Origin of the sequence: Pseudomonas sp. PA-4-8C (genome assembly GCF_021606625.1) — a bacterium.
GTDB lineage: Bacteria > Pseudomonadota > Gammaproteobacteria > Pseudomonadales > Pseudomonadaceae > Aquipseudomonas > Aquipseudomonas lactis.
In genome coordinates, this window is record NZ_WKCD01000004.1 from 38781 (window position 1) to 60116 (window position 21336).

Genomic DNA, 21336 nt, shown 5'->3' on the forward strand with positions numbered 1-21336 from the left:
AATCCGGCGTTTGTCAGGTGATTTACCTGTGCTTAAACGTTTTAGTGGCGGGTGTCGGAAGGGGTGTCGCTGCCTGCGCCAGCGAACAATTGCGCTACATCAGCCGCATCGAACAGGTAGCGCTGGTTGCAGAACTGGCAGTCGATCTCGATATGGCCGCCGTGTTCCACCACCAGATTTTGCGCATCTTCCAGGCCCAGACTGACCAGCGCGTTGCCGGAACGCTCGCGCGAGCAGCTGCAATTGAAGCGCAGGCCTTGTGCGTCGAACAGGCGCACGGCTTCTTCGTGGTAGAGGCGGTGCAGGATGGTTTCGTTGTCCAGGCCCAGCAGTTCTTCGGCCTTCAAGGTGTCGGCCAGGGCGATGATATGCCGCCAGCTTTCGGCACGGTCATCCTCATCCTTGATGCGATCGGCCGGCAGTTGTTGCACCAGCAAACCGCGAGCGCGCTTGCCGTCGGCGTTAAGCCAGAACTTGGTGCCCACTTGCTGGGACATGACGAAGTAGTTGGTGAAGCATTCCGACAGGGTCTGGCCGTCGAGGTCGACAATACCCTGGTAGCGCTGGCCTTCGGTCGGGTCGACAGTCAGTGCCAGGACGCCGTTGGGCATCAGGTCGGCCAGGGTAGCGTCTGCAGCAATCTGCTCAGCGTCATAACGAGCCAGGCCACGGATCTCGCGCTCGCTCGAGCACTCGATCATCAACATGGGCACCGGCCCTTCGGAACGCGCCTGCAAGATCAGCAAACCGTCGAACTTCATGGTGCCCACCAGCAGCGCCGCGGCGGCCATCAACTCGCCGAGCAATTGCGCGACCGGCTCCGGATAGGCGTGTTTGGCAAGGACTTCGGCATAGCTGAGCTCCAACGAAACCATCTCGCCGCGGGCATCGCTCTCATCGAAGATGAAGCGTTGGGTGAAGTCGGTATCCGGTAGATCAGTCATAGGTCTGGGTATCTGAAGTGATGACAAAATGATTACAAGGTTTATAAAATTAAACGCTTTAGCACCATCTTGGTGCGACTTCTCCTGAATTCAAGGAGCACAATAGAGCGATGAGGGACAGTTTATGAACAATCCGGGTTTGTTCCAAGCCAACTGGAACCTCCGGCGATGGGCTCTTTGCAATCTACTCGCTATCGGGCTGCTGTGTTTTTGGCTGTGGCCCACGGGCCAGATGCTCTGTGTAATTTTCGACGAGTGGCTGTTTCACCTGCTCAATGGCCCATTGGCCACAAACTCGACCTGGTTGCATGTATGGGCCGTGGCCAGCCTGCGGCCGTTTGATGCAGTGGTCGGCGTGATCTTGCTGGCACTGCTGATTCGCGGCGACTGGGTGTTCAAGGCCGTGCAGGTGCGCCAGGCGTTTTTTGGCTTCCTTGGCATCCTGCTGCTGTTGCTGTTTATCCGCATGCTGTTCTCCAAACTCGCGGCGCACATGGGCTGGCAGCACAGTAGCCCGTCGATGGTCATCAGCGGCGCGATTCAAATGAGCGACTTTTTCCCAGGGCTGGAGAAAACCTGGGAATTGAAGGACCGTTCGAGCCAGAGCTTCCCCGGCGACCACGCTTCGGTGCTGTTGATCTGGGGGATGTTCATGACCGTATTTGCCAAGCGCATCGGCCAGGTGCTGGTGATCTGGGGCCTGGCGCTGCTGTTCATGATGCCGCGGCTGGTCGCGGGCGCGCATTGGGGACAGGACGACTACATCGGTGGCGTACTGCTGGCGCTGCTGGCGTTGGGCTGGGGATATTACACGCCGTTTGCGGCGAAGGTGTCGGGCGCCTTGTTGCGCATGACGGCGCCGCTTTTCGGGCTACTGAGCAAGTTGCCCGTTATTGGGCGGTTGAGTGTGATGCGCACAACTGCGTAACTCCTCAGGGCTAAAAGTGGGAGCGGGCTTGCTTGCTCCCACTTTTGATCGAGTTTGCATAGGCGATTCGTGCAATCAATCGTCATTGCCGCTGCCGCGGAATTTGAACAGATCGCGGCGCTGCTTCTTGCTCGGCTTGCCATCGGTGGTCAAGCCTGAAGCACCCGCCTTGCGCATGGCCGCAGCGTTCTCACGCTTGGCGATACTGGCTTCGGTTTCCGCATACAGCGCCTGCGCTTCAGGCGCGCCGCGGCGTACGATGGAAAGTGCCTGCACCACGATGGTTTTTTCATCAAAACCTGTACGAATCTGATACTCGTCACCGACGAGTGGTTCCTTGCCCGGTTTGCAGCGCTCGCCGCGATGGTGCACCTTGCCGCTCTCTATAGCCGCCTTGGCCAGGGCGCGGGTCTTGTAGAACCGGGCTGCCCACAACCACTTGTCCAACCGGACCTTCTCTTGCTCTTCCTGCTTTTGAGCCACTTGAATTCCTCGCTCTGAAAAATGTCGCAACTTTACCGTTGAAACCCTTCGACGCATAAACCCCAAGGCTCACCTAAGATACGCCAGGTAGCACCCTGTTTTCGCGAGGATACGCCGTGACCGACTTTCCTATTTCACTCACCTCGCCCAACCAGCGGTGCGTGGGTTGCCAGCAAAGCGAGCCGCTGGGGTTCGATTTTGCGTTCGCCTACCAGCCTATCGTAGACCTGCGCGATCATTCTATTTTCGCCCACGAAGCCTTGGTGCGCGGTACACAGGGAGAGGGCGCGCTGTCGGTGCTGGCTCAGGTCAACGAAACCAATCGCTACCGCTTCGACCAGCGCTGCCGGACCAAGGCCATCGCCGGTGCCGCCGCCCTGGGTATGCAGACTCACCTTTCCATCAACTTCATGCCCAATGCCGTATATCGCCCGGAGCTGTGTATCCGCAGCACTCTGGAGGCCGCCCGGGCGCACAATTTCCCACTGGACCGGCTGATTTTCGAGACCCTGGAAAGCGAGCATGTAGATAACTATCGCCATTTGACGAATATTCTGCGTGAATACCGCGAATTCGGCTTCAAGACCGCCATCGACGACTTCGGTGCGGGCTATTCGGGGCTGAACCTGCTGGCCGATTTCCAACCTGATTTGATCAAGCTCGACATGGCGCTGATTCGCGATGTCGACCAGGATCGTGTCCGTCAGGTGATCGTCCGGGGGATTGTCACAATCTGTGAGCAGTTGGGGGTTACTGTCATCGCCGAAGGCATCGAAAGTGCCGGCGAGCGCGACTTCCTATCCGACTGCGGAATATTTCTGATGCAGGGTTTCTGGTTCGCCAAGCCTGCATTCAAAGCGTTGGCTGAGGTATCTCCTCAAGCCTGGGCAAATTGACCGGTTAACCCTATTGAAGACATTTGACCATTTGACCGTTGTAGGTCTGCGTGAGTGGGTGGCACTTCCCGACTTGGGAGTGGCGGGCCTGCGCGCGAAGATCGACACCGGCGCCAGCACCTCAAGCCTGCACGCCACCGATATCGAGCCCTTTGAGCGCGACGGTGAAAAGTGGGTGCGTTTTACCGCTCACCTTGGCAGCGTGGTGCAACTGCGTCACCGCCGCTGTGAAGCGCCCCTGGTGACGATGAAAACCATCAAGAGCTCCAACGGCCATGCGCAGGTGCGCTACGTGATCAGTACCACCCTGGCCCTGGGTGATCGGGTATGGCGGGTGGAGTTCACCCTCGCCTGTCGCAAAGCCATGCGTTACCGCCTGCTACTGGGCTCCAAGGCGCTGATTGACGGCCAGTTGGTGGTCAATCCGGGCCTCAAGTACGTTCAAGACAAGCCGGTGTTCCCGGTCTCCACTATTTCTGCCCCAGGTGCTGCATGAAGATTGCTGTGCTGTCGCGAAACCCGCGTCTGTATTCCACCCGCCGCCTGGTCGAGGCCGGCACTGAGCGTGGCCATGAAATGGTAGTGATCGACACGTTGCGTGCCTACATGAACATTGCCAGTCACAAGCCGCAGATCCACTACCGAGGCAAACCCCTGGAAGGCTTTGATGCGGTGATCCCGCGTATCGGCGCTTCGGTGACGTTTTATGGCTGCGCGGTGTTGCGTCAGTTTGAAATGATGGGGGTGTTTCCGCTGAATGAATCCGTGGCCATTGCGCGCTCGCGGGACAAGCTGCGCTCCCTGCAACTGCTGTCGCGCCGGGGCATCGGCCTGCCGGTCACCGGTTTTGCCCACTCCCCGGATGACATTCCCGACCTGATCGAGATGGTCAACGGCGCACCGCTGGTGATCAAGGTGCTGGAAGGTACCCAGGGCATCGGCGTGGTGCTGTGTGAAACAGCAACGGCAGCGGAGTCGGTGATCGAGGCGTTCATGGGCCTCAAGCAGAACATCATGGTGCAGGAATACATCAAGGAAGCTGGCGGCGCGGACATTCGCTGCTTCGTGGTGGGCGATAAGGTGATTGCGGCCATGAAGCGCCAGGCCAAGCCCGGTGAGTTCCGCTCCAACCTGCACCGTGGCGGCAGCGCCAGCCTGATCAAGATCACCCCGGAAGAACGCATGACCGCGCTGCGGGCGGCCAAGGTGATGGGGCTGAGTGTGGCGGGTGTGGACATCCTGCGCTCCAACCATGGCCCGCTGGTGATGGAAGTGAACTCATCGCCAGGCCTGGAAGGGATCGAGACCACCACCGGTAAGGATGTGGCGGGGATCATCATTCAGCATCTGGAGAAGAACGGCGGGCCGAATATGACTCGGACCAAGGGCAAGGGCTGAAGACCCCCACCTACCACCCATCACAAAACACCTGTGGGAGCTGGCTTGCCTGCGATAGCGGTAGCTCAGTCAACAACGATGTTGAATGTGCCGTCCTCATTGCAGGCAAGCCAGCTCCCACATTTGCATTCATATTGCTTGTTAGACAGCGTCTCTAGGCAACATCAACCCCAGCGGCAGCCGCACTCGTGCTTCCAACCCACCGCCTTCCCGGTTGCGCAACTCAACATTGCCGCCATGCATCGACGCAATCCGCCGCACAATAGCCAACCCCAACCCGGTGCCCTTGCCACCTCGGGCTCGGTCGCCACGGGTGAAGGGGTTGAAGATACCTTCCAGTTCCGCCGGATCGATTCCTGTGCCACGGTCCATCACGCTCAGCACCACGTAAGGGGCGGCACTGTCGCCAGAAACGTACGCCGCCACTTCTACATCGGAACCGGCATGGTGCAAGGCGTTGCCAATCAAGTTGTTCAGCAGGCGCTTCATCGACACCCGGCGTAAGGCGAACGGCTGGATCGGCTCCAGGCGCGTGCGCACCTGCTCACCGTTCTGGTTATAGGGCGCAACCACCTCACGCACGAGGTCGGTGAGGTCGACCTCCTCGACCACCTCATCCCGCCCGTCGCGGATGAACGCCAGGAACTGGTCCAGGATGGCGTCCATGTCTTCGATGTCGCGCACCATGTCATCGGTGAGGTCGGTATGGTCACCCATCAGTTCCAGGGACAAACGCAATCGCGTCAAGGGTGTGCGCAAGTCATGGGACACGCCCGCCAGCATCAACTCGCGCTCGCGTCCGGCCTGTTCGACATCTTCCGCCATCTGGTTGAAGGCGCCGTACACCTCCGTCATCTCACTAGGGGTGTCGCTGACCGGCAGGCGCACACTGCGCCCCTGGCCCAGTTGGCGAGCGGCAAACACCAGGCGTTTGAGGGGTTGGTTGAGCTGGCGGACGAAAATCCACGCAGACGCCGTTGAGAGCAAGCCAATGGCCAGGAACCAACCCAACACGTTCCAGATTTTTTGCCCGCGCAGCGGGTGCGGATAAAGCGGAACCTTGATCCACGCATCCCCCAGGCTGGGCGCTCGCACCCACAACGCAGGCGAAACATGCATACGCAGGCGCACTTCGGTGTCGGCGCCCAATTCGGCCTGCATCTGGCGCTGGTAAATTTCGCTGTAAGGCCAATGTTGTTCGCCTTCAGGCACACCGGCGCCGTCAACCCGAGTCAGGGTCGATGCCTTGGCTACCTTTTCGCGGTTCTCAGGGTCTACCGCCCAATAACCACGCAACGTCAGGGCGACGCCATGGCTGTACTGCCGGTCTACCAGCACGTCTTCGTTCATCAGCAGATAAACCAGCGTAAGTGCCTTGGAAAACAGAACGACAATAAGCACCAGCCAGAGGGTGCGGGAGAAGAAACTTTGTGGGAACCACAGCGGGGTTTTCATAGATGAAAGCTGCACACCTTGCAGGAACGAGCGGTGCTCGCAGAATTGCAGACGCCGGGCATCCCGTCGACCCTCATGGAGTCAAACGCCAGGATACCCGCCCCTGCAAATCATCGGTCACTTGGTTGCGGTGCCATCCGGCACGAACACATAACCCACACCCCATACCGTCTGGATATACCGCGGCTTGGACGGGTCCGGCTCGATCATCCGGCGCAGTCGGGAAATCTGCACATCAATGGAGCGCTCCAAGGCGTCCCACTCCCGGCCACGGGCCAGGTTCATCAGCTTGTCACGGGTCAGCGGTTGGCGAGCGTTCATCACCAAGGCCTTGAGCACTGCGAATTCACCGGTGGTGAGCATGTGTACTTCTTCACCGCGTTTGAGCTCACGGGTGGCCAGCGACAGTTCGTAGTCGCCAAAGGTGACGCTTTCGTCTTCGCTGCCCGGTGCGCCCGGTACCGCCGGTGCCTGGCGACGCAACACGGCCTTGACCCGCGCCATCAGCTCATCAGGGTTGAACGGCTTGGCCAGGTAGTCATCAGCACCCAGTTCCAGGCCTTTGATACGGCTCAGTTCATCGCCCTTGGCAGTGAGCATGATGATCGGGATCTGGTTGTTCGCACCGCGCAGGCGCTTGCACGCGGTGAGGCCGTCTTCGCCGGGCAGCATCAGGTCGAGTACGACCAGGTTGAAGACTTCACGCCCCAAAAGGCGATCCATCTGCTCGGTGTTCGGCACCGCGCGGGCACGGTAGCCCTTGGAGTTGAAAAAACGCTCCAGCAGGCTGCTCAGCCCGGGATCGTCATCAACGATGAGAATTTTTTCGCCTTCAGCAGTTTGTGCGGTGCTGCTCATTGGATGCTCCTCTTATCTCGGCGCGCATTATGGCGTAGCTGCCGTTATACGCACCGTGTGCATTGTTAGCAGATTTTTCATCTACTGCCAGCGAACCCGCGCCCTACAACCTCCGGCGCAGTACCCCCCAATGGCAGAACGCTGGTTATAATGCGGCGCCTGCGTGCAGGGCAACGTCAGATCGTTACCGTTTACTGCCGGGCTTTTTTTACCCGCTTGTCGTGAATTTTTCGATTTCGAGGGTCAATAGCCAGCCTCTTGACCCAGGCAGCGGCGCCAGTCGGGCCGCTCAACCAGCCTCGCCGTGCCTTGTTTAACGGGCCGGCGCGCTGATTTTAAGAATTTCAGGTGGTTTTATGGACAGCATCAACAGCCGCATCGCCGAGGAACTCGGCGTACGCCCACAACAGGTCGAAGCGGCCGTCGCTCTACTGGATGAAGGCTCCACGGTGCCTTTCATCGCCCGTTACCGAAAAGAAGTGACCGGCAGCCTCGACGACACCCAATTGCGGCACCTGGAAGAGCGCCTGCGCTACCTGCGAGAACTCGACGAACGGCGTATCAGCATCCTCGCCAGCATCGAGGAACAGGGCAAGTTGACCCCTCAACTGGAACGCGACATCAAGCTCGCCGACACCAAGACCCGCCTCGAAGACCTTTACCTGCCATACAAACAGAAACGTCGTACAAAGGGCCAGATCGCCCTGGAAGCCGGCCTGGGTGATTTGGCCGATGGCCTGTTCAACGACCCGTCGCTGACGCCAGAAACTGAAGCCACGCGCTTCATCGACGCTGAAAAAGGCGTCGCCGACGTCAAGGCCGCCCTCGAAGGGGCCAAGTACATCCTGATGGAGCGCTTCGCCGAAAACGCCAGCCTCCTGGAAAAACTGCGTACCTACCTCAAGCAAGAAGCCATCCTCAGCGCCCGCGTCATCGCCGGCAAAGAGGAAGAAGGCGCCAAGTTCCGCGACTACTTCGAACACGACGAGCCGCTCAAAAGCATGCCGTCCCACCGCGCCCTGGCGATTTTCCGCGGCCGCAACGAAGGCATTCTCAGCTCCGCGTTGAAAGTCGGTGACGAGCTGCCGGGCACCATGCACCCGTGCGAAGGCATGATTGGTCAACAATTCGGCATCCAGAACCAGAACCGCCCGGCAGACAAATGGCTCGGCGAAGTGGTGCGCTGGACCTGGAAGGTCAAGCTCTACACCCACCTTGAAACCGACCTGCTCGGCGAGCTGCGCGACGGCGCCGAAACCGAGGCAATCAACGTGTTCGCCCACAACCTGCACGACCTGCTGTTGGCAGCACCAGCCGGCCCGCGTGCCACCCTGGGCCTCGACCCGGGCCTGCGCACCGGTTGCAAGGTCGCGGTGGTCGACGCCACCGGCAAACTGCTGGACCACGCCACGGTGTACCCGCACGTTCCGCACAACAAGTGGGACCAGACCCTGGCGATCCTCGCCGCCCTGTGCGCCAAGCACGCGGTGGACCTGATCGCCATCGGCAACGGCACCGCCAGCCGCGAAACCGACAAGCTGGCCGCCGAGCTGATCAAAAAATACCCAGCCATGAAGATGACCAAGGTCATGGTCTCCGAAGCAGGCGCTTCGGTGTACTCGGCGTCGGAGCTGGCGTCCAAGGAATTCCCGGACCTCGACGTGTCGATCCGTGGCGCGGTGTCCATCGCCCGTCGCCTGCAAGACCCGCTGGCCGAACTGGTGAAGATCGACCCTAAATCCATCGGCGTCGGCCAGTACCAGCACGACGTGTCACAGCTCAAACTGGCACGCGGCCTGGATGCGGTGGTGGAAGACTGCGTAAACGCCGTGGGCGTGGATGTGAACACCGCGTCCGTCGCCCTGCTGGCGCGAATCTCCGGCCTCAACGCCACCCTGGCGCAGAACATCGTCAGCCATCGCGACGAAAACGGCGCGTTCAAAACCCGTGCTGCACTGAAAAAAGTCGCACGCCTGGGTGAAAAAACTTTTGAACAGGCTGCTGGTTTCCTACGCGTAATGAACGGCGACAACCCGCTGGACGCCTCTGCGGTTCACCCGGAAGCCTACCCGTTGGTGCAACGCATTGCCGCCGAGACCGACCGCGATATCCGTTCGTTGATCGGCGATGCCGCGTTCCTCAAGCGCCTGGACCCGAAGAAGTACACCGACGAAACCTTCGGTGTGCCGACCATCACCGACATCCTGCAAGAGCTGGAGAAACCGGGTCGCGACCCGCGGCCCGAGTTCAAGACCGCGGAGTTCCAAGACGGCGTCGAAGACCTCAAGGACCTGCAACCGGGCATGATCCTCGAAGGCGTGGTGACTAACGTGACCAACTTCGGCGCATTCGTGGACATCGGCGTGCATCAGGACGGTTTGGTGCATATCTCCGCGCTTTCGGAGAAGTTCATCAAGGACCCACGTGAAGCGGTGAAAGCTGGTGACGTGGTTAAGGTCAAGGTCATGGAAGTGGACATCCCGCGTAAACGCGTGGGCCTGTCGATGCGCATGAGCGACACCCCCGGCGAGAAAATCGACGGTGCCCGTGGCGCACGCCCAGGTTCGGCGCCACGCCAGTCGCAGAACAACGCGCCGCGCAAAGAAACCGCGACTGCCGCGCCGAGCAACAACGCCATGGCGTCGCTGTTTGCCAACGCTAAACAGCTGAAGAAGCGCTGATGCAGATCCCGGCCGGTTTGACCCAGAGCGCCTTCAGCGAACTGATCGGCTGCCGCCTGCAACGCCTGGAAGAGGGCGTTGCAGAGGTGGCCCTGACCCTGGAGCCGCACCTGCGCAACCGCGCGGGCAAGCTCCATGGCGGGGCGATTTTCAGCTTGGTGGACATCACCATGGGCCTGGCGTGTTCCAGCGCTCATGGTTTTGACCAGCAGAGCGCCACCATCGAATGCAAGATCAACTATATCCGCGCCGTGGAAGACGGTGAGGTGTTGTGCACCAGCCGAGTAATCCACACTGGTCGCCGCACCCTGGTGGTCGAGGCCGACGTGTACCAAGGCGAAAGACTTGTCGCAAAAGCACAGGGCACGTTCGCTGTCCTATAGCTCCCCACCCCCGATTTGAGTTAATTTCGGCGCTACGATAACAGCGTCGGAATTTTCTCGCTGCGCTGTAGCCCAATTCATGGAGTGAAGTCGGCAAATTCAGAGCGGGTCAAATCGACTCAAAACCAGGCGATCACGCCAGTTTCCACTTCACCCTTGTAGACCGTCCTGCCCACCCCCATATTGGGGCGACTGACGCGTGAAGGAATCCAACTTGAGCGAACTTCTCAACCGCCGCCTGGCCCTGCTCGGCAAGCGCGAACACCTCTCCCTGCTAGAGCAGTGCTTGCACGGCATCGAGCGCGAATGCCTGCGCGTCACCAGTGAGGGTCGCCTGGCACAAACGCCACACCCCGAAGCATTGGGCGCCGCGTTGACCAACGAACAGATCACCACTGACTACTCGGAATCTCTGCTGGAGTTCATCACCCCAGCCCTGCCCAACCCGGCCGAGACCCTGAGCAGCCTGGACAAGATCCATCGCTTTGCCTACTCCAAGCTGGGCAGCGAATACCTCTGGAGCCCCTCGATGCCGTGCCCGTTGCCGGCCGAGGAAGATATACCGATTGCCTACTACGGCACCTCCAATATCGGTCAGCTCAAGTACGTGTACCGCAAGGGCCTGGCCCTGCGTTACGGCAAGACCATGCAGTGCATCGCAGGCATCCACTACAACTTTTCCCTCCCGGAAGCGTTGTGGCCGTTGCTCAAGGAAACAGAAGGGTTCGTCGGCACCGACCGTGACTATCAGTCCACGGCCTACATCGCGCTGATCCGTAATTTCCGACGCTACAGTTGGCTGTTGATGTACCTGTTCGGTGCCTCGCCCGCCCTAGACGCCGGCTTCTTACGCGGGCGCTCGCACCAGCTTGAAGTCCTCGACGCCGACACCCTGTACCTGCCCTACGCCACCAGCCTGCGCATGAGCGACCTGGGTTACCAGAGCAATGCCCAGGCCGGCCTGACGCCGTGCTACAACGACTTGGCCAGCTACACCGATAGCCTGCGCGAAGCGGTGGCAACGCCCTACGCGCCGTACGTTGAAGTCGGCACGCACAAGGATGGCGAGTGGGTGCAGCTGAACACCAACATCCTGCAGATCGAAAACGAGTACTACTCCAACATCCGTCCCAAGCGCGTGACCTACACTGGCGAGCGGCCGATCCAGGCGTTGATGGCCCGCGGCATCCAGTACATCGAAGTGCGCTGCCTGGACATCAACCCGTTCTTGCCGATGGGTATCGACCTGCCGGAATCACGTTTCCTCGACGCGTTCCTGCTGTACTGCGCACTGAACGACAGCCCGCTGTTCGCCAACAACGAGTGCGGCAACGCCAGCTCCAACTTCCTCAGCGTGGTCAAGGAAGGCCGCCGTCCGGGCCTGCAATTGCAGCGTGACGGCCAGCCGGTGGACATGAAGGAGTGGGCGGCCGAGTTGCTGGAGAAGATTGCCCCGCTGGCCGCCCTGCTCGATCAGAGCCATGGCATCACCGAACATAGCGAGGCACTGGACGCCCAGTTGGCCAAGGTCAAGGACCCGTCCCTGACGCCCTCGGCCCAGGTGTTGGCAGCCATGGCTGAGCGCAAGGAAAGCTTTGCGCAGTTCTCCCTGCGTCAAAGCGAAGTGCATGCTGAATACTTCCGCAAGGAGCCTTTGGCGCCTGACGAACAAGCGCGCTTTGAAGAACTGGCCCGTGCGTCGCTGGCGCAACAGGCGGAGCTGGAGCAGAACGAAGTGGGCGATTTCGATGTGTTTGTCGGCTCGTACCAGGCAAGCATCCTGGCCATCAGCAACTAACCTCAGGCTCGCTCCCCTGTGGGAGCTGGCTTGTGTGGGAGCTGGCTTGCCTGCGATATCGGTGGGTCAGCAACCCACCTGTTGACTGATACACCGCTATCGCAGGCAAGCCAGCTCCCACATTATTCTGCCAGCCTGAAAACAGGCTTCGCCATTTACCCTCATAAGCTAATTCGAAAAAGTTATTTATTTTCGAGTTCTTAGATCATTTAGTCTCCTCTCACGCCGACCCTCGGCCGCCTGATTGAGGAGCTTCCCCTTGAAACTGCTGATCCCTCTGCGCCTGTTGGCCGCATTGTCCCTGGCCGGTGCCAGCCTGTTTGCCCAGGCGGCGGATGTGACCATTGCGTACCAGACCACCGTAGACCCGGCCAAAGTCGCCCAAGCCGACGGCGCCTATGAAAAGGCCACCAACGCCAAGATCGACTGGCGTAAATTCGACAATGGCGCCGACATCATCGCCGCCATCGCGTCCGGCGACGTGCAGATCGGCTATCTCGGTTCCAGCCCACTGACTGCCGCAATAACCCGCAAAGTCCCGGTGCAAACTTTCCTCGTCGCCACCCAGATCGGTGGCGCCGAAGCCCTGGTGGCCCGTAACGGTTCGGGGATCAACAGCCCTGAGGATCTGGTCGGCAAAAAAATCGCTGTGCCCTTCGTTTCCACCGGCCACTACAGCCTGCTCGCCGCCCTGAAACACTGGAACATCGACCCGGCCAAAGTCACCATCCTCAACCTCGCCCCGCCGGCCATCATCGCCGCCTGGAAGCGCGGTGATATCGACGCCACCTACGTGTGGGACCCGGCTCTGGGGGTGGCCAAAGAAACCGGCAAGGTGCTGATTACCTCCGGCGAACTGGCCAAGTTCGGCGCGCCGACGTTCGATGCATGGATCGTGCGCAAGGATTTTGCCGAGAAGCACCCAGAGATCGTCACCGCCTTCGCCAAAGTCACTCTGGATGCCTACGCCGCTTACCGCAAAGACCCACAAGCCTGGCTTTCCGATACCGGCAACGTCGACAAACTGGTGAAACTCTCCGGCGCCAAGGCCAGCGACATCCCCTTGCTACTGCAAGGCAACGTCTACCCGTTGGCCCCCGACCAGGTAACCCTGTTGGGCGCGCCGACCACCAAGGCTGTCACCGACACCGCTGCGTTCCTCAAGGAACAGGGCAAGGTCGATGCCGTGCTGCCCGACTACGCCCCTTACGTCAGCGCCAAGTTCATCACCAACTGACCCAGGAGTTCACTGCGATGGCCTTGCTACAACTGGAGCGCATCAGCGCACAGTACCCAGGCGCCCCGGAACCGGTACTGTCCGATATTTCACTGGAGCTTGGGCCCCAGCAATTGCTGGTTGCCCTTGGCCCCTCCGGCAGTGGCAAGACGTCGTTGTTGAACCTGATTGCCGGCTTCGTCGAACCGTCTGCCGGGCGTATCACCCTTGATGGCGTGCCGGTCAAAGGCCCCAGCGCCGAGCGCGGCGTGGTGTTTCAGGACGATGCCCTGCTGCCCTGGCAGGACGTGCTGGCCAATGTGGCTTTCGGCCTGGAACTGGCCGGCGTGCCCAAGGCGCAGCGCGAAGTACGCGCCCGCGAATTGCTCGCGCTGGTGGACCTGGCCGGTTTCGACAGCCGGCGCATCTGGCAACTCTCCGGCGGCCAGAAACAGCGCGTCGGCCTTGCCCGCGCCTTGGCGGCCGACCCTCGCGTATTACTGATGGACGAACCCTTCGGCGCCCTGGATGCCTTCACCCGTGAACAGATGCAGGAGTTGCTGCTGCAAGTGTGGCGGCGCACGGCCAAGCCGGTGTTCCTGATTACCCACGACATTGAAGAGGCGGTATTTCTCGCCACCGACCTGATCTTGCTCGCGCCCAACCCCGGCCAGATCGTTGAGCGGTTGCAGCTGGACTTCGGCCAACGGTATGCCGCCGGAGAATCGGCCCGCGCCATCAAGTCCGACCCACGCTTTATCGAAACCCGCGAACACGTGCTGGGCAAAGTGTTCTCCCAAAGGCAGGTGTACGCATGAGCAGCTACGAACTTCCCGCCACGGCCAACAAGCCGGTGGCACCTGCCGTTATCCCGGTACGCCGCAGCCTGAGCACGCGCTGGATCAGCGTACTGACCCTGGTCGCTCTGCTTGCCTTGTGGTGGGCGGTGACCGCCACCGGTTTGATCGAACCTTTGTTCCTGCCGCCACCGTCCGCCGTGTTGCAAAAAGGCTGGCTGTTGGCGACCACCGGCTACATGGATTCCACCTTGTGGCAGCACCTGGGAGCTAGCCTGAGCCGCATCGGCCTGGGCCTGGGCTTTGCGGTGCTGACCGCCGTGCCGGTGGGGATTGCCATCGGTGCCAACCGCATTGCCCGAGGCATTTTCGATCCGTTGATCGAGTTCTACCGGCCAATTCCGCCGCTGGCCTACCTGCCGCTGATCGTGATCTGGTGCGGCATTGGCGAGCTGTCCAAGGTGCTGCTGATTTACCTGGCAATTTTCGCCCCGATCGCCATCGCGACCGCAACCGGGGTGCGCACCGTCGACCCCGCCAAGCTGCGGGCTGCGCAGTCGCTGGGCGCCACCCGCGCACAACTGATTCGCCATGTGATCCTGCCCAGCGCCCTGCCCGATATCCTCACCGGTGTGCGCATCGGCCTGGGCGTGGGCTGGTCGACTCTGGTGGCGGCCGAGTTGATTGCCGCCACCAGTGGCCTGGGCTTCATGGTGCAGTCGGCGGCGCAGTTTCTGGTCACTGATGTGGTGGTGCTGGGGATCCTGGTGATCGCCCTGATCGCCTTCGCCATGGAAATGGGCCTGCGCGCCCTGCAGCGTAAATTAGTGCCCTGGCATGGCCAGGCACACTGAGTGAAGAATCTACAATGAGCAGCCTGACCGTTACCCCATTAAGTACCGCCCTGGGCGCCCAGATCAGTGGCGTCGACATCACTCAGCCGCTGGCCCCTGAACAGCGCGACGCCATTGAACAGGCGTTGCTCGACTATTCGGTGCTGTTCTTCCGTGACCAGCCGATCACCCCTGCGCAACAGGCACGGTTCGCGGCAAACTTTGGCGACCTGCACATCCACCCGATCTACCCCAACGTGCCGGAACAGCCCGAAGTGCTGATCCTCGACACCGCCGTCACGGATGTGCGTGATAACGCGGTGTGGCATACCGACGTGACCTTCCTGCCCACGCCGGCCCTGGGCGCTGTGCTCAGCGCCAAGCTGCTGCCAGCCTTCGGCGGCGATACCTTGTGGGCGAGTGGGATTGCGGCGTATGAGGCGTTGTCCGAGCCGTTGAAGCGCTTGCTCGATGGCCTCACCGCCACACACGATTTCACCAAGTCGTTCCCGCTGGAGCGCTTTGGCAACACCGCCGAAGACCTTGTGCGCTGGGAAGCAACCCGCAAGAAAAACCCGCCGCTATCGCACCCGGTCGTGCGCACGCACCCGGTGAGTGGGCGTAAATCGCTGTTCGTCAGCGACGGCTTCACCACTCGAATCAATGAACTGGAACCGGCCGAAAGCGAGGCCATTCTCAAGCTGCTGTTCACCCACGCCACCCGCCCGGAATTCACCATTCGCTGGCGCTGGCAGGAGAATGACGTGGCGTTCTGGGATAACCGCGTTACCCAGCATTACGCCGTGGATGACTACCGGCCGCAGCGGCGGGTGATGCACCGGGCGACGATTCTTGGGGATGTGCCGTTCTGACGCTTGGCGACAGATCGTTCCCACGCTCTGCGTGGGAATGCCTCCTGTGATGCTCTGCGTCACGACTTTAGAGCGGACGCCGAGCGTCCGGGCTGCATTCCCACGCAGAGCGTGGGAACGATCAGAGGGCCTGCTTTTTCAAGGTTATTCGGCGGTGGATGGCTTTTCCCACAAGTTGATCCCGCCTTCCTGCGCAAACCGATCAATCTCCGCCAATTCTTCTGCACTGAAGCTCAAGTTCTTCAACGCCCCGACGTTTTCGATAATCTGCTCCGGCCGGCTCGCGCCGATCAGCGCACTGGTTACCCGTGGATCACGTAATGTCCACGCCAGCGCCAACTGGGCCAGGCTCTGGCCACGGCGCTTGGCGATTTCATTCAGGCCGCGTACATGGGCGATGTTGGCTTCGGACAGGTGCTGGGCCTGCAACGAGCCACCACCCGGACGGTTCACCCGCGCATCGGCCGGTACGCCGTTGAGGTATTTATCGGTCAACAAACCCTGGGCCAGCGGCGTGAAGGCGATCACCCCGGCGCCGAGTTCTTCAGTGGTGTCCAGCAGGTCTTTTTCCACCCAACGGTTGAGCAGGTTGTAGGCCGGCTGGTGGATCAACAACGGCACTTTCCACTCGTTGAGCAACGCTGCGATTTCGCGGGTTTTAACCCCGGAGTAAGACGAGATACCGATGTACAACGCCTTGCCTTGTTGCACGGCAGTGGCCAGGGCGCTGGCGGTCTCTTCCAGGGGCGTGTCGGGGTCGAAGCGGTGCGAGTAGAAAATATCTACATAATCGACGCCCAGGCGTTGCAGGCTCTGGTCCAGGCTCGCCAATACGTATTTACGCGACCCGCCACCCTGGCCGTAAGGGCCGGGCCACATGTCCCACCCGGCTTTGCTGGAGATGATCAACTCGTCGCGATAGTGCTTGAAGTCTTCGCGCAGCAACCGACCGAAATTGATCTCGGCGCTGCCGTAGGGCGGGCCGTAGTTGTTGGCCAGGTCGAAGTGGTTGATACCCAGGTCGAACGCGGTGCGCAGCAAAGCGCGCTGGGTGTCGATCGGGGTGCTGTCGCCAAAGTTGTGCCACAACCCCAGGGACAGTGCCGACAGCACCAGTCCACTGCGGCCTACGCGGCGATAAGGAATAGATTCATAGCGGTTTTCGGCAGCAATGTACGTCATCGAATCCTCTCTTGATCTAGGGCAAATAAGGCCCGGGAATAGGCATATTCCCGGGCCTTTTAAGCAGCTGAATCGCTTAAGTCTGCCTCTTCCTTTTACAGCAAAGACCTACTTGAGAGGAACGCTATCAGCGCACCATGTGCAAGAACTGCAGATGGCGCTCGTACTGGTCGAGGATGTCATTGATGATCTGCTCCTTGGTGTAGCCCACCAGGTCATAGTCCTGGCTGCCCTCACTCAAGTGCACTTCGGCCCGATAGTAGCGGCGGTTGTTGATCTCTTTCTTGCCAATGCCGCCCAAGGCGAACGACGGTGTGAAGTAGCCACGCATCTGCACCTGGTAGATGAACGGGCGTTCTTCGCCATGGCCAATTTCGAGGCTGACGCTGTCGTTGGACGGGTCGGGCTGGGTCACCACCGTAAGGCCCTTCTCGACAAACACTGCGGTCACTTCCTCAATCGCCGGGCGCACCGTGGTGTCGAGGAAACGGTACACCTCATCGCGGGATGGGAAATGCACCGCCTGGCTCAAACGCTGGCGCCAGCCACCTCGGCCTTTGCGCGAAGCGGAGATCGGCGCCAGGGAATGCAACTGCGCAATCTGCTTTTGCGACTCCAGGTAGAACGCCTTGTGCAACCCCCACATCATCAGCAGCAGGATCAGCGAGAACGGCAGCGAGGTCAGTACCACCGCCGACTTGAGCGAGTCGATACTGCCGGCGAACAGCAACGCACTGGTGACCAAGGCGGTCATCGCGCCCCAGAACACACGCAGCCACTTCGGCCCGTCTTCGTCAGCGTTGCCGCCTTTGGACGACAGGGTGGAGAGCACCACAGTGCCGGAGTCAGCCGAGGTCACGAAGAACACAAAGCTGATGAACACCGTGACCGCGATCACGGTCTTGCTCCACGGGTAGGTTTCCAGCAGCAGGTAGAGGCTCATCGATGGGTCATCGATCGCCGACTGGCCCAGTGCTGCCATGCCATGGTTGAGCACCTGATCGATGGCGCTGTTACCGAAGATCGACATCCACGCCAGGGTGAAGCCCAGCGGAATCAGCAGCACGCCAAACACGAATTCGCGGATGGTGCGGCCACGGGAAATGCGCGCGATAAACAGGCCCACGAACGGCGACCATGCGATCCACCAGGCCCAATAGAACACCGTCCAGCCGCCCAGCCAGTCGCTCGGCTCGTTGTAGGCGTACACATCAAAACTCTTGGTGGGCAACGCGCCCAAATAGTCACCGATGTTCTGGATCAAGGTGTTGAGCAGGTGCTGGGTAGGCCCGGCGAACAACACGAACAGCAGCAGCGCACAGGCCAGCAGCATGTTGATGTCGGACATCACCCGCACGCCCTTGTCGACGCCGGCCACGGCCACGATGATCGCCGCGCCCATCATCAACGTAATCAGGCCCACCTGGATCCACTGGGTATGGGCAATGCCAAACAGGTAGTCCAGGCCAGAGTTGAGGTGCAGCACGCCAAAGCCCATGTCGGCGCCCAGGCCGAACACCGTGGCAATGATGCCAAAGCCATCCACCGCGTAACCGATAGGGCCATTGATGCGCTTGCCGATCAGCGGGTACAGCGCCGAGCGCAACGCCAGCGGCAGGTTATGCCGGTAAGCGAAATACGCCAGGGCCATGCCGACAAACGCGAACACGCCCCAGCCATGCAGGCCCCAATGCAGGAACAACACCTGCATGGCCTGGCGCGCCGCATCGGCGTTCATTGCTTCGCCCTGGGGCGGCTGCACCAAGTGCGTCAGCGGCTCCGAGACGCAAAAGAAAAACAGCGTGATGCTGATCCCGGCGGCGAACAACATGCCGGCCCAGGACAGGTAACTGAATTCGGGCTCGTCGTGGTCGGCACCGAGTTTTATCTTGCCGTAGCCCGATAGCGCGGTGACCACCACGAAGACCAGATACAGGGTCATCGCCAGCATGTAGTACCAGCCGACCGTGTTGGCCGCCCAGTTTTGCGCCGCCAGCAACCAGGCACCGGCCTGTTGCGGGATAGCGATGACAGTGATGCCAAACAGCAGGATGACGGTCGCGGCAAAGTAGAAAACGGGCGCATTCATGCGCACCATGCCGCTGGAAGGGGTGGACGATGCACTCATGAACGATGCACCTCAAGGTTGCGGGATATGGCTGTAAAAAACGGACTCAGCAAAGGTAAGCCTCCTGTTGTGAGCGGGCAGCGAACCACCGGTTTAACTTGAACGAACGTTCAAGTTAAACATGAATAGGCGGTCTGGGACTAATCTCGGGGCTGAGTGGTAGGTGTTTCCTACACTAGCTCAGGGATTGGTATGACGGATGAAGGAGGCAAATCGTTCAGCGACCCCACGTTGAAATACATTCTAAATGTGGGAGCTGGCTTGCCTGCGATAGCGGTGGGTCAGCCGCCCTTCCTTTGACTGATACACCGCTATCGCAGGCAAGCCAGCTCCCACACTGATGGGTGTCTACTCAGGTATTACTTCTGCGCCCCATCATCATGCTGCAAGTTCGCCTGAGTGATATTCGCCCCGGCCGGCACGCTGCGGGTCAGCCACACATTGCCGCCAATGGTCGAACCCTGGCCAATGGTGATCCGCCCCAGGATCGTCGCCCCGGCGTAGATCACCACATCATCTTCAACAATGGGGTGACGCGGGTGGCCTTTCTGCAATTGCCCATCTTCATCCGCCGGAAAGCGTTTGGCCCCCAGTGTCACGGCCTGGTAAATGCGCACGCGCTCGCCGATGATCGCCGTCTCGCCAATCACCACGCCCGTGCCGTGGTCGATAAAGAAACTCGGGCCGATCTGCGCGCCGGGGTGGATATCAATGCCGGTGGCCGAGTGGGCGATTTCTGCACTGATCCGCGCCAGCAGCGGCAGGCCGGCGCGGTACAGGTGGTGGGCCAGGCGATGGTGGATCACCGCCAGGATGCCCGGGTAGCACAGCAGCACTTCATCCACACTGCGTGCGGCCGGGTCGCCGTGGTAGGCGGCCAGTACGTCGGTGTCCAACAGGCTGCGTAGGCATGGCAACGCCAGGGCAAAATCCTGGATAAGGCGAATGGCCTGGGCGTTGACTTCACTGTCATCCTCACCGCCCTGGCGCGCGGCATAGCGCAGCTCCAGGCGCGCCTGGGCTAGCAAGGCGTTGAGCGCGACGTCGAGGGTATGGCCCACGTAGAAGTCTTCGCTTTCTTCGCGCAGGTCCGCCGGGCCCAGGCGCATCGGAAACAGGGCGCCGCACAAGGCCTCAAGAATCTGTGCCACCGCCTCGCGGGATGGCAACTCGCGACCACCATGCTCGCCACTCAAGCGCCCATTGCGCGTTCGCCACTGGTCGCGGGCGCCGCGCAGCTGGCTGACGATGGTCTGCAATTGCCAATGACTGGAACGCTCACTCACGGTATTCACTCCTGACGAAATGGCCATCACTTTACGGTATGCACCCAGGCAGCTCTTAAGAACCAATGGTGTGAGCATAAGAACCTTTCGGCATAAGCGATTGACGGTTGCCCGATGAAAAGTGCCTGCCTATAGTCCCCCCATCACTCAGCCACCGTGCGTAACCATGATCAAACAACAGCTCGCCCGTTTTGACCGCCTGGAACTACTGGGCAATGCCACCGCCCTGGAAAAACTCGAGCGGCTGTCGGCCTGGCTGGGCAGGGACATCTACGTCAAACGCGATGACACCACGCCGCTGGCCATGGGCGGCAACAAGCTGCGCAAACTCGAATACCTGGCCGCCGACGCGCTTGCCCAGGGCGCCGACACCTTGGTCACCGCTGGCGCGATCCAGTCCAACCATGTGCGCCAGACCGCCGCGCTCGCCGCCAAGCTCGGCCTGGGCTGTGTTGCCCTGCTGGAAAACCCTACCGGCACCGACGACCCCAACTACCTTGGCAACGGCAATCGCCTGCTGCTGGAGCTGTTCGACGCCAAAGTGGAACTGGTGGAAAACCTCGACAACGTCGACGACCAACTCAACGCCCTCGCCGACCGCCTGCGCAGCAACGGCAAGAAGCCGTACCTGGTGCCTATCGGCGGCTCCAATGCCCTCGGCGCGTTGGGTTACGTGCGCGCCGGGCTGGAGTTGGCCGCGCAGATTGAAGACAGCGGCATCCAATTCGCCGCGGTTGTGCTTGCCTCTGGCAGCGCCGGCACCCACAGCGGCCTGGCCCTGGCCTTGAGCGAAGCATTGCCGCAGTTGCCGGTGATCGGCATCACGGTGTCGCGCACCGAGCAAGCGCAATTACCCAAGGTGCAGGGCCTGGCCGAACGCACCGCCGAGTTGCTCGGTGTGGCTATTCCCGAAGCCTTTAAGGTGACCCTGTGGGACGAGTATTTCGGGCCGCGTTATGGCGAGCCAAACGCTGGCACCCTCTCGGCGATCAAACTTTTGGCCAGCCAGGAAGGTCTGTTGCTGGACCCGGTGTATACCGGCAAGGCCATGGCCGGTTTGCTCGACGGCATCGGGCGCCAGCGCTTTGAAGAGGGGCCGATTATTTTCCTGCACACCGGTGGGGCGCCGGCGTTGTTTGCTTATGACTCAGTTTTCAACTGATTGAATACGGTCGATGTGGGAGCTGGCTTGCCTGCG

Annotated in this window: 19 protein-coding genes; 12 read left to right on the top strand and 7 right to left on the bottom strand. The window is 60.7% G+C overall.

Features of this window, described 5'->3' with window-relative positions; genetic code table 11:
* Positions 1-41: 41 nt before the first annotated feature.
* Entirely contained in the window at positions 42-944 is a 903-nt protein-coding gene (gene hslO / locus GIW04_RS01735; protein WP_003187686.1) for an Hsp33 family molecular chaperone HslO, read from the bottom strand.
* A gap of 124 nt (positions 945-1068) precedes the next feature.
* Between hslO and GIW04_RS01740 the strand changes: the two genes are divergently transcribed.
* Positions 1069-1872 (top strand): phosphatase PAP2 family protein, encoded by an 804-nt coding sequence (locus GIW04_RS01740; RefSeq protein ID WP_094775498.1) that lies wholly within the window; start codon positions 1069-1071, stop codon positions 1870-1872.
* A gap of 75 nt (positions 1873-1947) precedes the next feature.
* Here GIW04_RS01740 and GIW04_RS01745 read toward each other — a convergent pair whose 3' ends face one another.
* Complete coding sequence (locus GIW04_RS01745) at positions 1948-2355, bottom strand: RNA-binding S4 domain-containing protein (RefSeq protein ID WP_120247826.1); 408 nt, start codon at positions 2353-2355, stop codon at positions 1948-1950.
* Between the two features lie 116 nt (positions 2356-2471).
* Here GIW04_RS01745 and rimA point away from each other — a divergent pair, with 116 nt between their 5' ends.
* The 3 genes from rimA to rimK are packed head-to-tail and all read left to right on the top strand — an operon-like array spanning position 2472 to position 4649.
* A complete protein-coding gene (rimA, locus tag GIW04_RS01750) occupies positions 2472-3251 on the top strand; it encodes a S6 modification regulatory phosphodiesterase RimA (protein ID WP_003187678.1) in 780 nt (259 codons plus the stop codon).
* 13 nt (positions 3252-3264) lie between these two features.
* A complete protein-coding gene (gene rimB, locus GIW04_RS01755; RefSeq protein WP_003187676.1) occupies positions 3265-3747 on the top strand; it encodes a retropepsin-like aspartic endopeptidase RimB in 483 nt (160 codons plus the stop codon).
* Positions 3744-4649: a 30S ribosomal protein S6--L-glutamate ligase gene (rimK, locus tag GIW04_RS01760; RefSeq protein ID WP_003187674.1), complete on the top strand. Its 906-nt coding sequence runs from the start codon at positions 3744-3746 to the stop codon at positions 4647-4649. The genes rimB and rimK overlap by 4 nt, the downstream gene beginning before the upstream one ends.
* Positions 4650-4790: 141 nt before the next feature.
* Here rimK and GIW04_RS01765 read toward each other — a convergent pair whose 3' ends face one another.
* Together GIW04_RS01765 and ompR are read right to left on the bottom strand one after the other, a co-directional pair.
* A complete protein-coding gene (locus GIW04_RS01765; RefSeq protein WP_003187671.1) occupies positions 4791-6104 on the bottom strand; it encodes an ATP-binding protein in 1314 nt (437 codons plus the stop codon).
* A gap of 117 nt (positions 6105-6221) precedes the next feature.
* Complete coding sequence (gene ompR, locus GIW04_RS01770) at positions 6222-6962, bottom strand: osmolarity response regulator transcription factor OmpR (protein ID WP_003187669.1); 741 nt, start codon at positions 6960-6962, stop codon at positions 6222-6224.
* A 356-nt stretch (positions 6963-7318) separates the two neighbouring features.
* On the opposite strand from ompR, the gene GIW04_RS01775 reads away from it, so the two are divergent.
* From GIW04_RS01775 to tauD, 7 genes are all read left to right on the top strand, one after another.
* Entirely contained in the window at positions 7319-9643 is a 2325-nt protein-coding gene (locus GIW04_RS01775; RefSeq protein WP_003187667.1) for a Tex family protein, read from the top strand.
* Positions 9643-10026 carry a PaaI family thioesterase gene (locus tag GIW04_RS01780; protein WP_003187664.1) on the top strand — a complete coding sequence of 128 codons (384 nt, stop codon included), beginning with the start codon at positions 9643-9645 and terminating at the stop codon, positions 10024-10026. Before GIW04_RS01775 ends, GIW04_RS01780 begins: the two co-directional genes overlap by 1 nt.
* A gap of 214 nt (positions 10027-10240) precedes the next feature.
* The gene (gene gshA, locus GIW04_RS01785; RefSeq protein WP_120247825.1) at positions 10241-11824 is read left to right on the top strand and encodes a glutamate--cysteine ligase; all 1584 of its coding nucleotides are present in this window, start codon (positions 10241-10243) and stop codon (positions 11822-11824) included.
* 259 nt (positions 11825-12083) lie between these two features.
* Positions 12084-13061, top strand: a complete 978-nt coding sequence (gene tauA / locus GIW04_RS01790; RefSeq protein ID WP_120247824.1) for a taurine ABC transporter substrate-binding protein — start codon at positions 12084-12086, stop codon at positions 13059-13061.
* 17 nt (positions 13062-13078) lie between these two features.
* Positions 13079-13858, top strand: coding sequence for a taurine ABC transporter ATP-binding subunit (gene tauB, locus GIW04_RS01795; protein ID WP_120247823.1), 780 nt, complete (start codon positions 13079-13081; stop codon positions 13856-13858).
* Entirely contained in the window at positions 13855-14691 is an 837-nt protein-coding gene (gene tauC / locus GIW04_RS01800; protein WP_003187657.1) for a taurine ABC transporter permease TauC, read from the top strand. The genes tauB and tauC overlap by 4 nt, the downstream gene beginning before the upstream one ends.
* A gap of 14 nt (positions 14692-14705) precedes the next feature.
* A complete protein-coding gene (gene tauD / locus GIW04_RS01805) occupies positions 14706-15542 on the top strand; it encodes a taurine dioxygenase (RefSeq protein ID WP_094774347.1) in 837 nt (278 codons plus the stop codon).
* Positions 15543-15686: 144 nt separating this feature from the next.
* Here the strand turns inward: tauD and mgrA are convergent, their stop codons facing one another.
* The 3 genes from mgrA to epsC form a co-directional block, all read right to left on the bottom strand.
* Positions 15687-16724, bottom strand: a complete 1038-nt coding sequence (mgrA, locus tag GIW04_RS01810) for an L-glyceraldehyde 3-phosphate reductase (RefSeq protein ID WP_120247822.1) — start codon at positions 16722-16724, stop codon at positions 15687-15689.
* Between the two features lie 127 nt (positions 16725-16851).
* Entirely contained in the window at positions 16852-18813 is a 1962-nt protein-coding gene (betT, locus tag GIW04_RS01815) for a choline transporter BetT (protein WP_169856569.1), read from the bottom strand.
* A 398-nt stretch (positions 18814-19211) separates the two neighbouring features.
* Positions 19212-20138 carry a serine O-acetyltransferase EpsC gene (gene epsC / locus GIW04_RS01820; RefSeq protein WP_120247821.1) on the bottom strand — a complete coding sequence of 309 codons (927 nt, stop codon included), beginning with the start codon at positions 20136-20138 and terminating at the stop codon, positions 19212-19214.
* Positions 20139-20304: 166 nt separating this feature from the next.
* Between epsC and GIW04_RS01825 the strand changes: the two genes are divergently transcribed.
* Entirely contained in the window at positions 20305-21300 is a 996-nt protein-coding gene (locus GIW04_RS01825) for a D-cysteine desulfhydrase (protein ID WP_003187648.1), read from the top strand.
* Positions 21301-21336 lie beyond the last annotated feature (36 nt).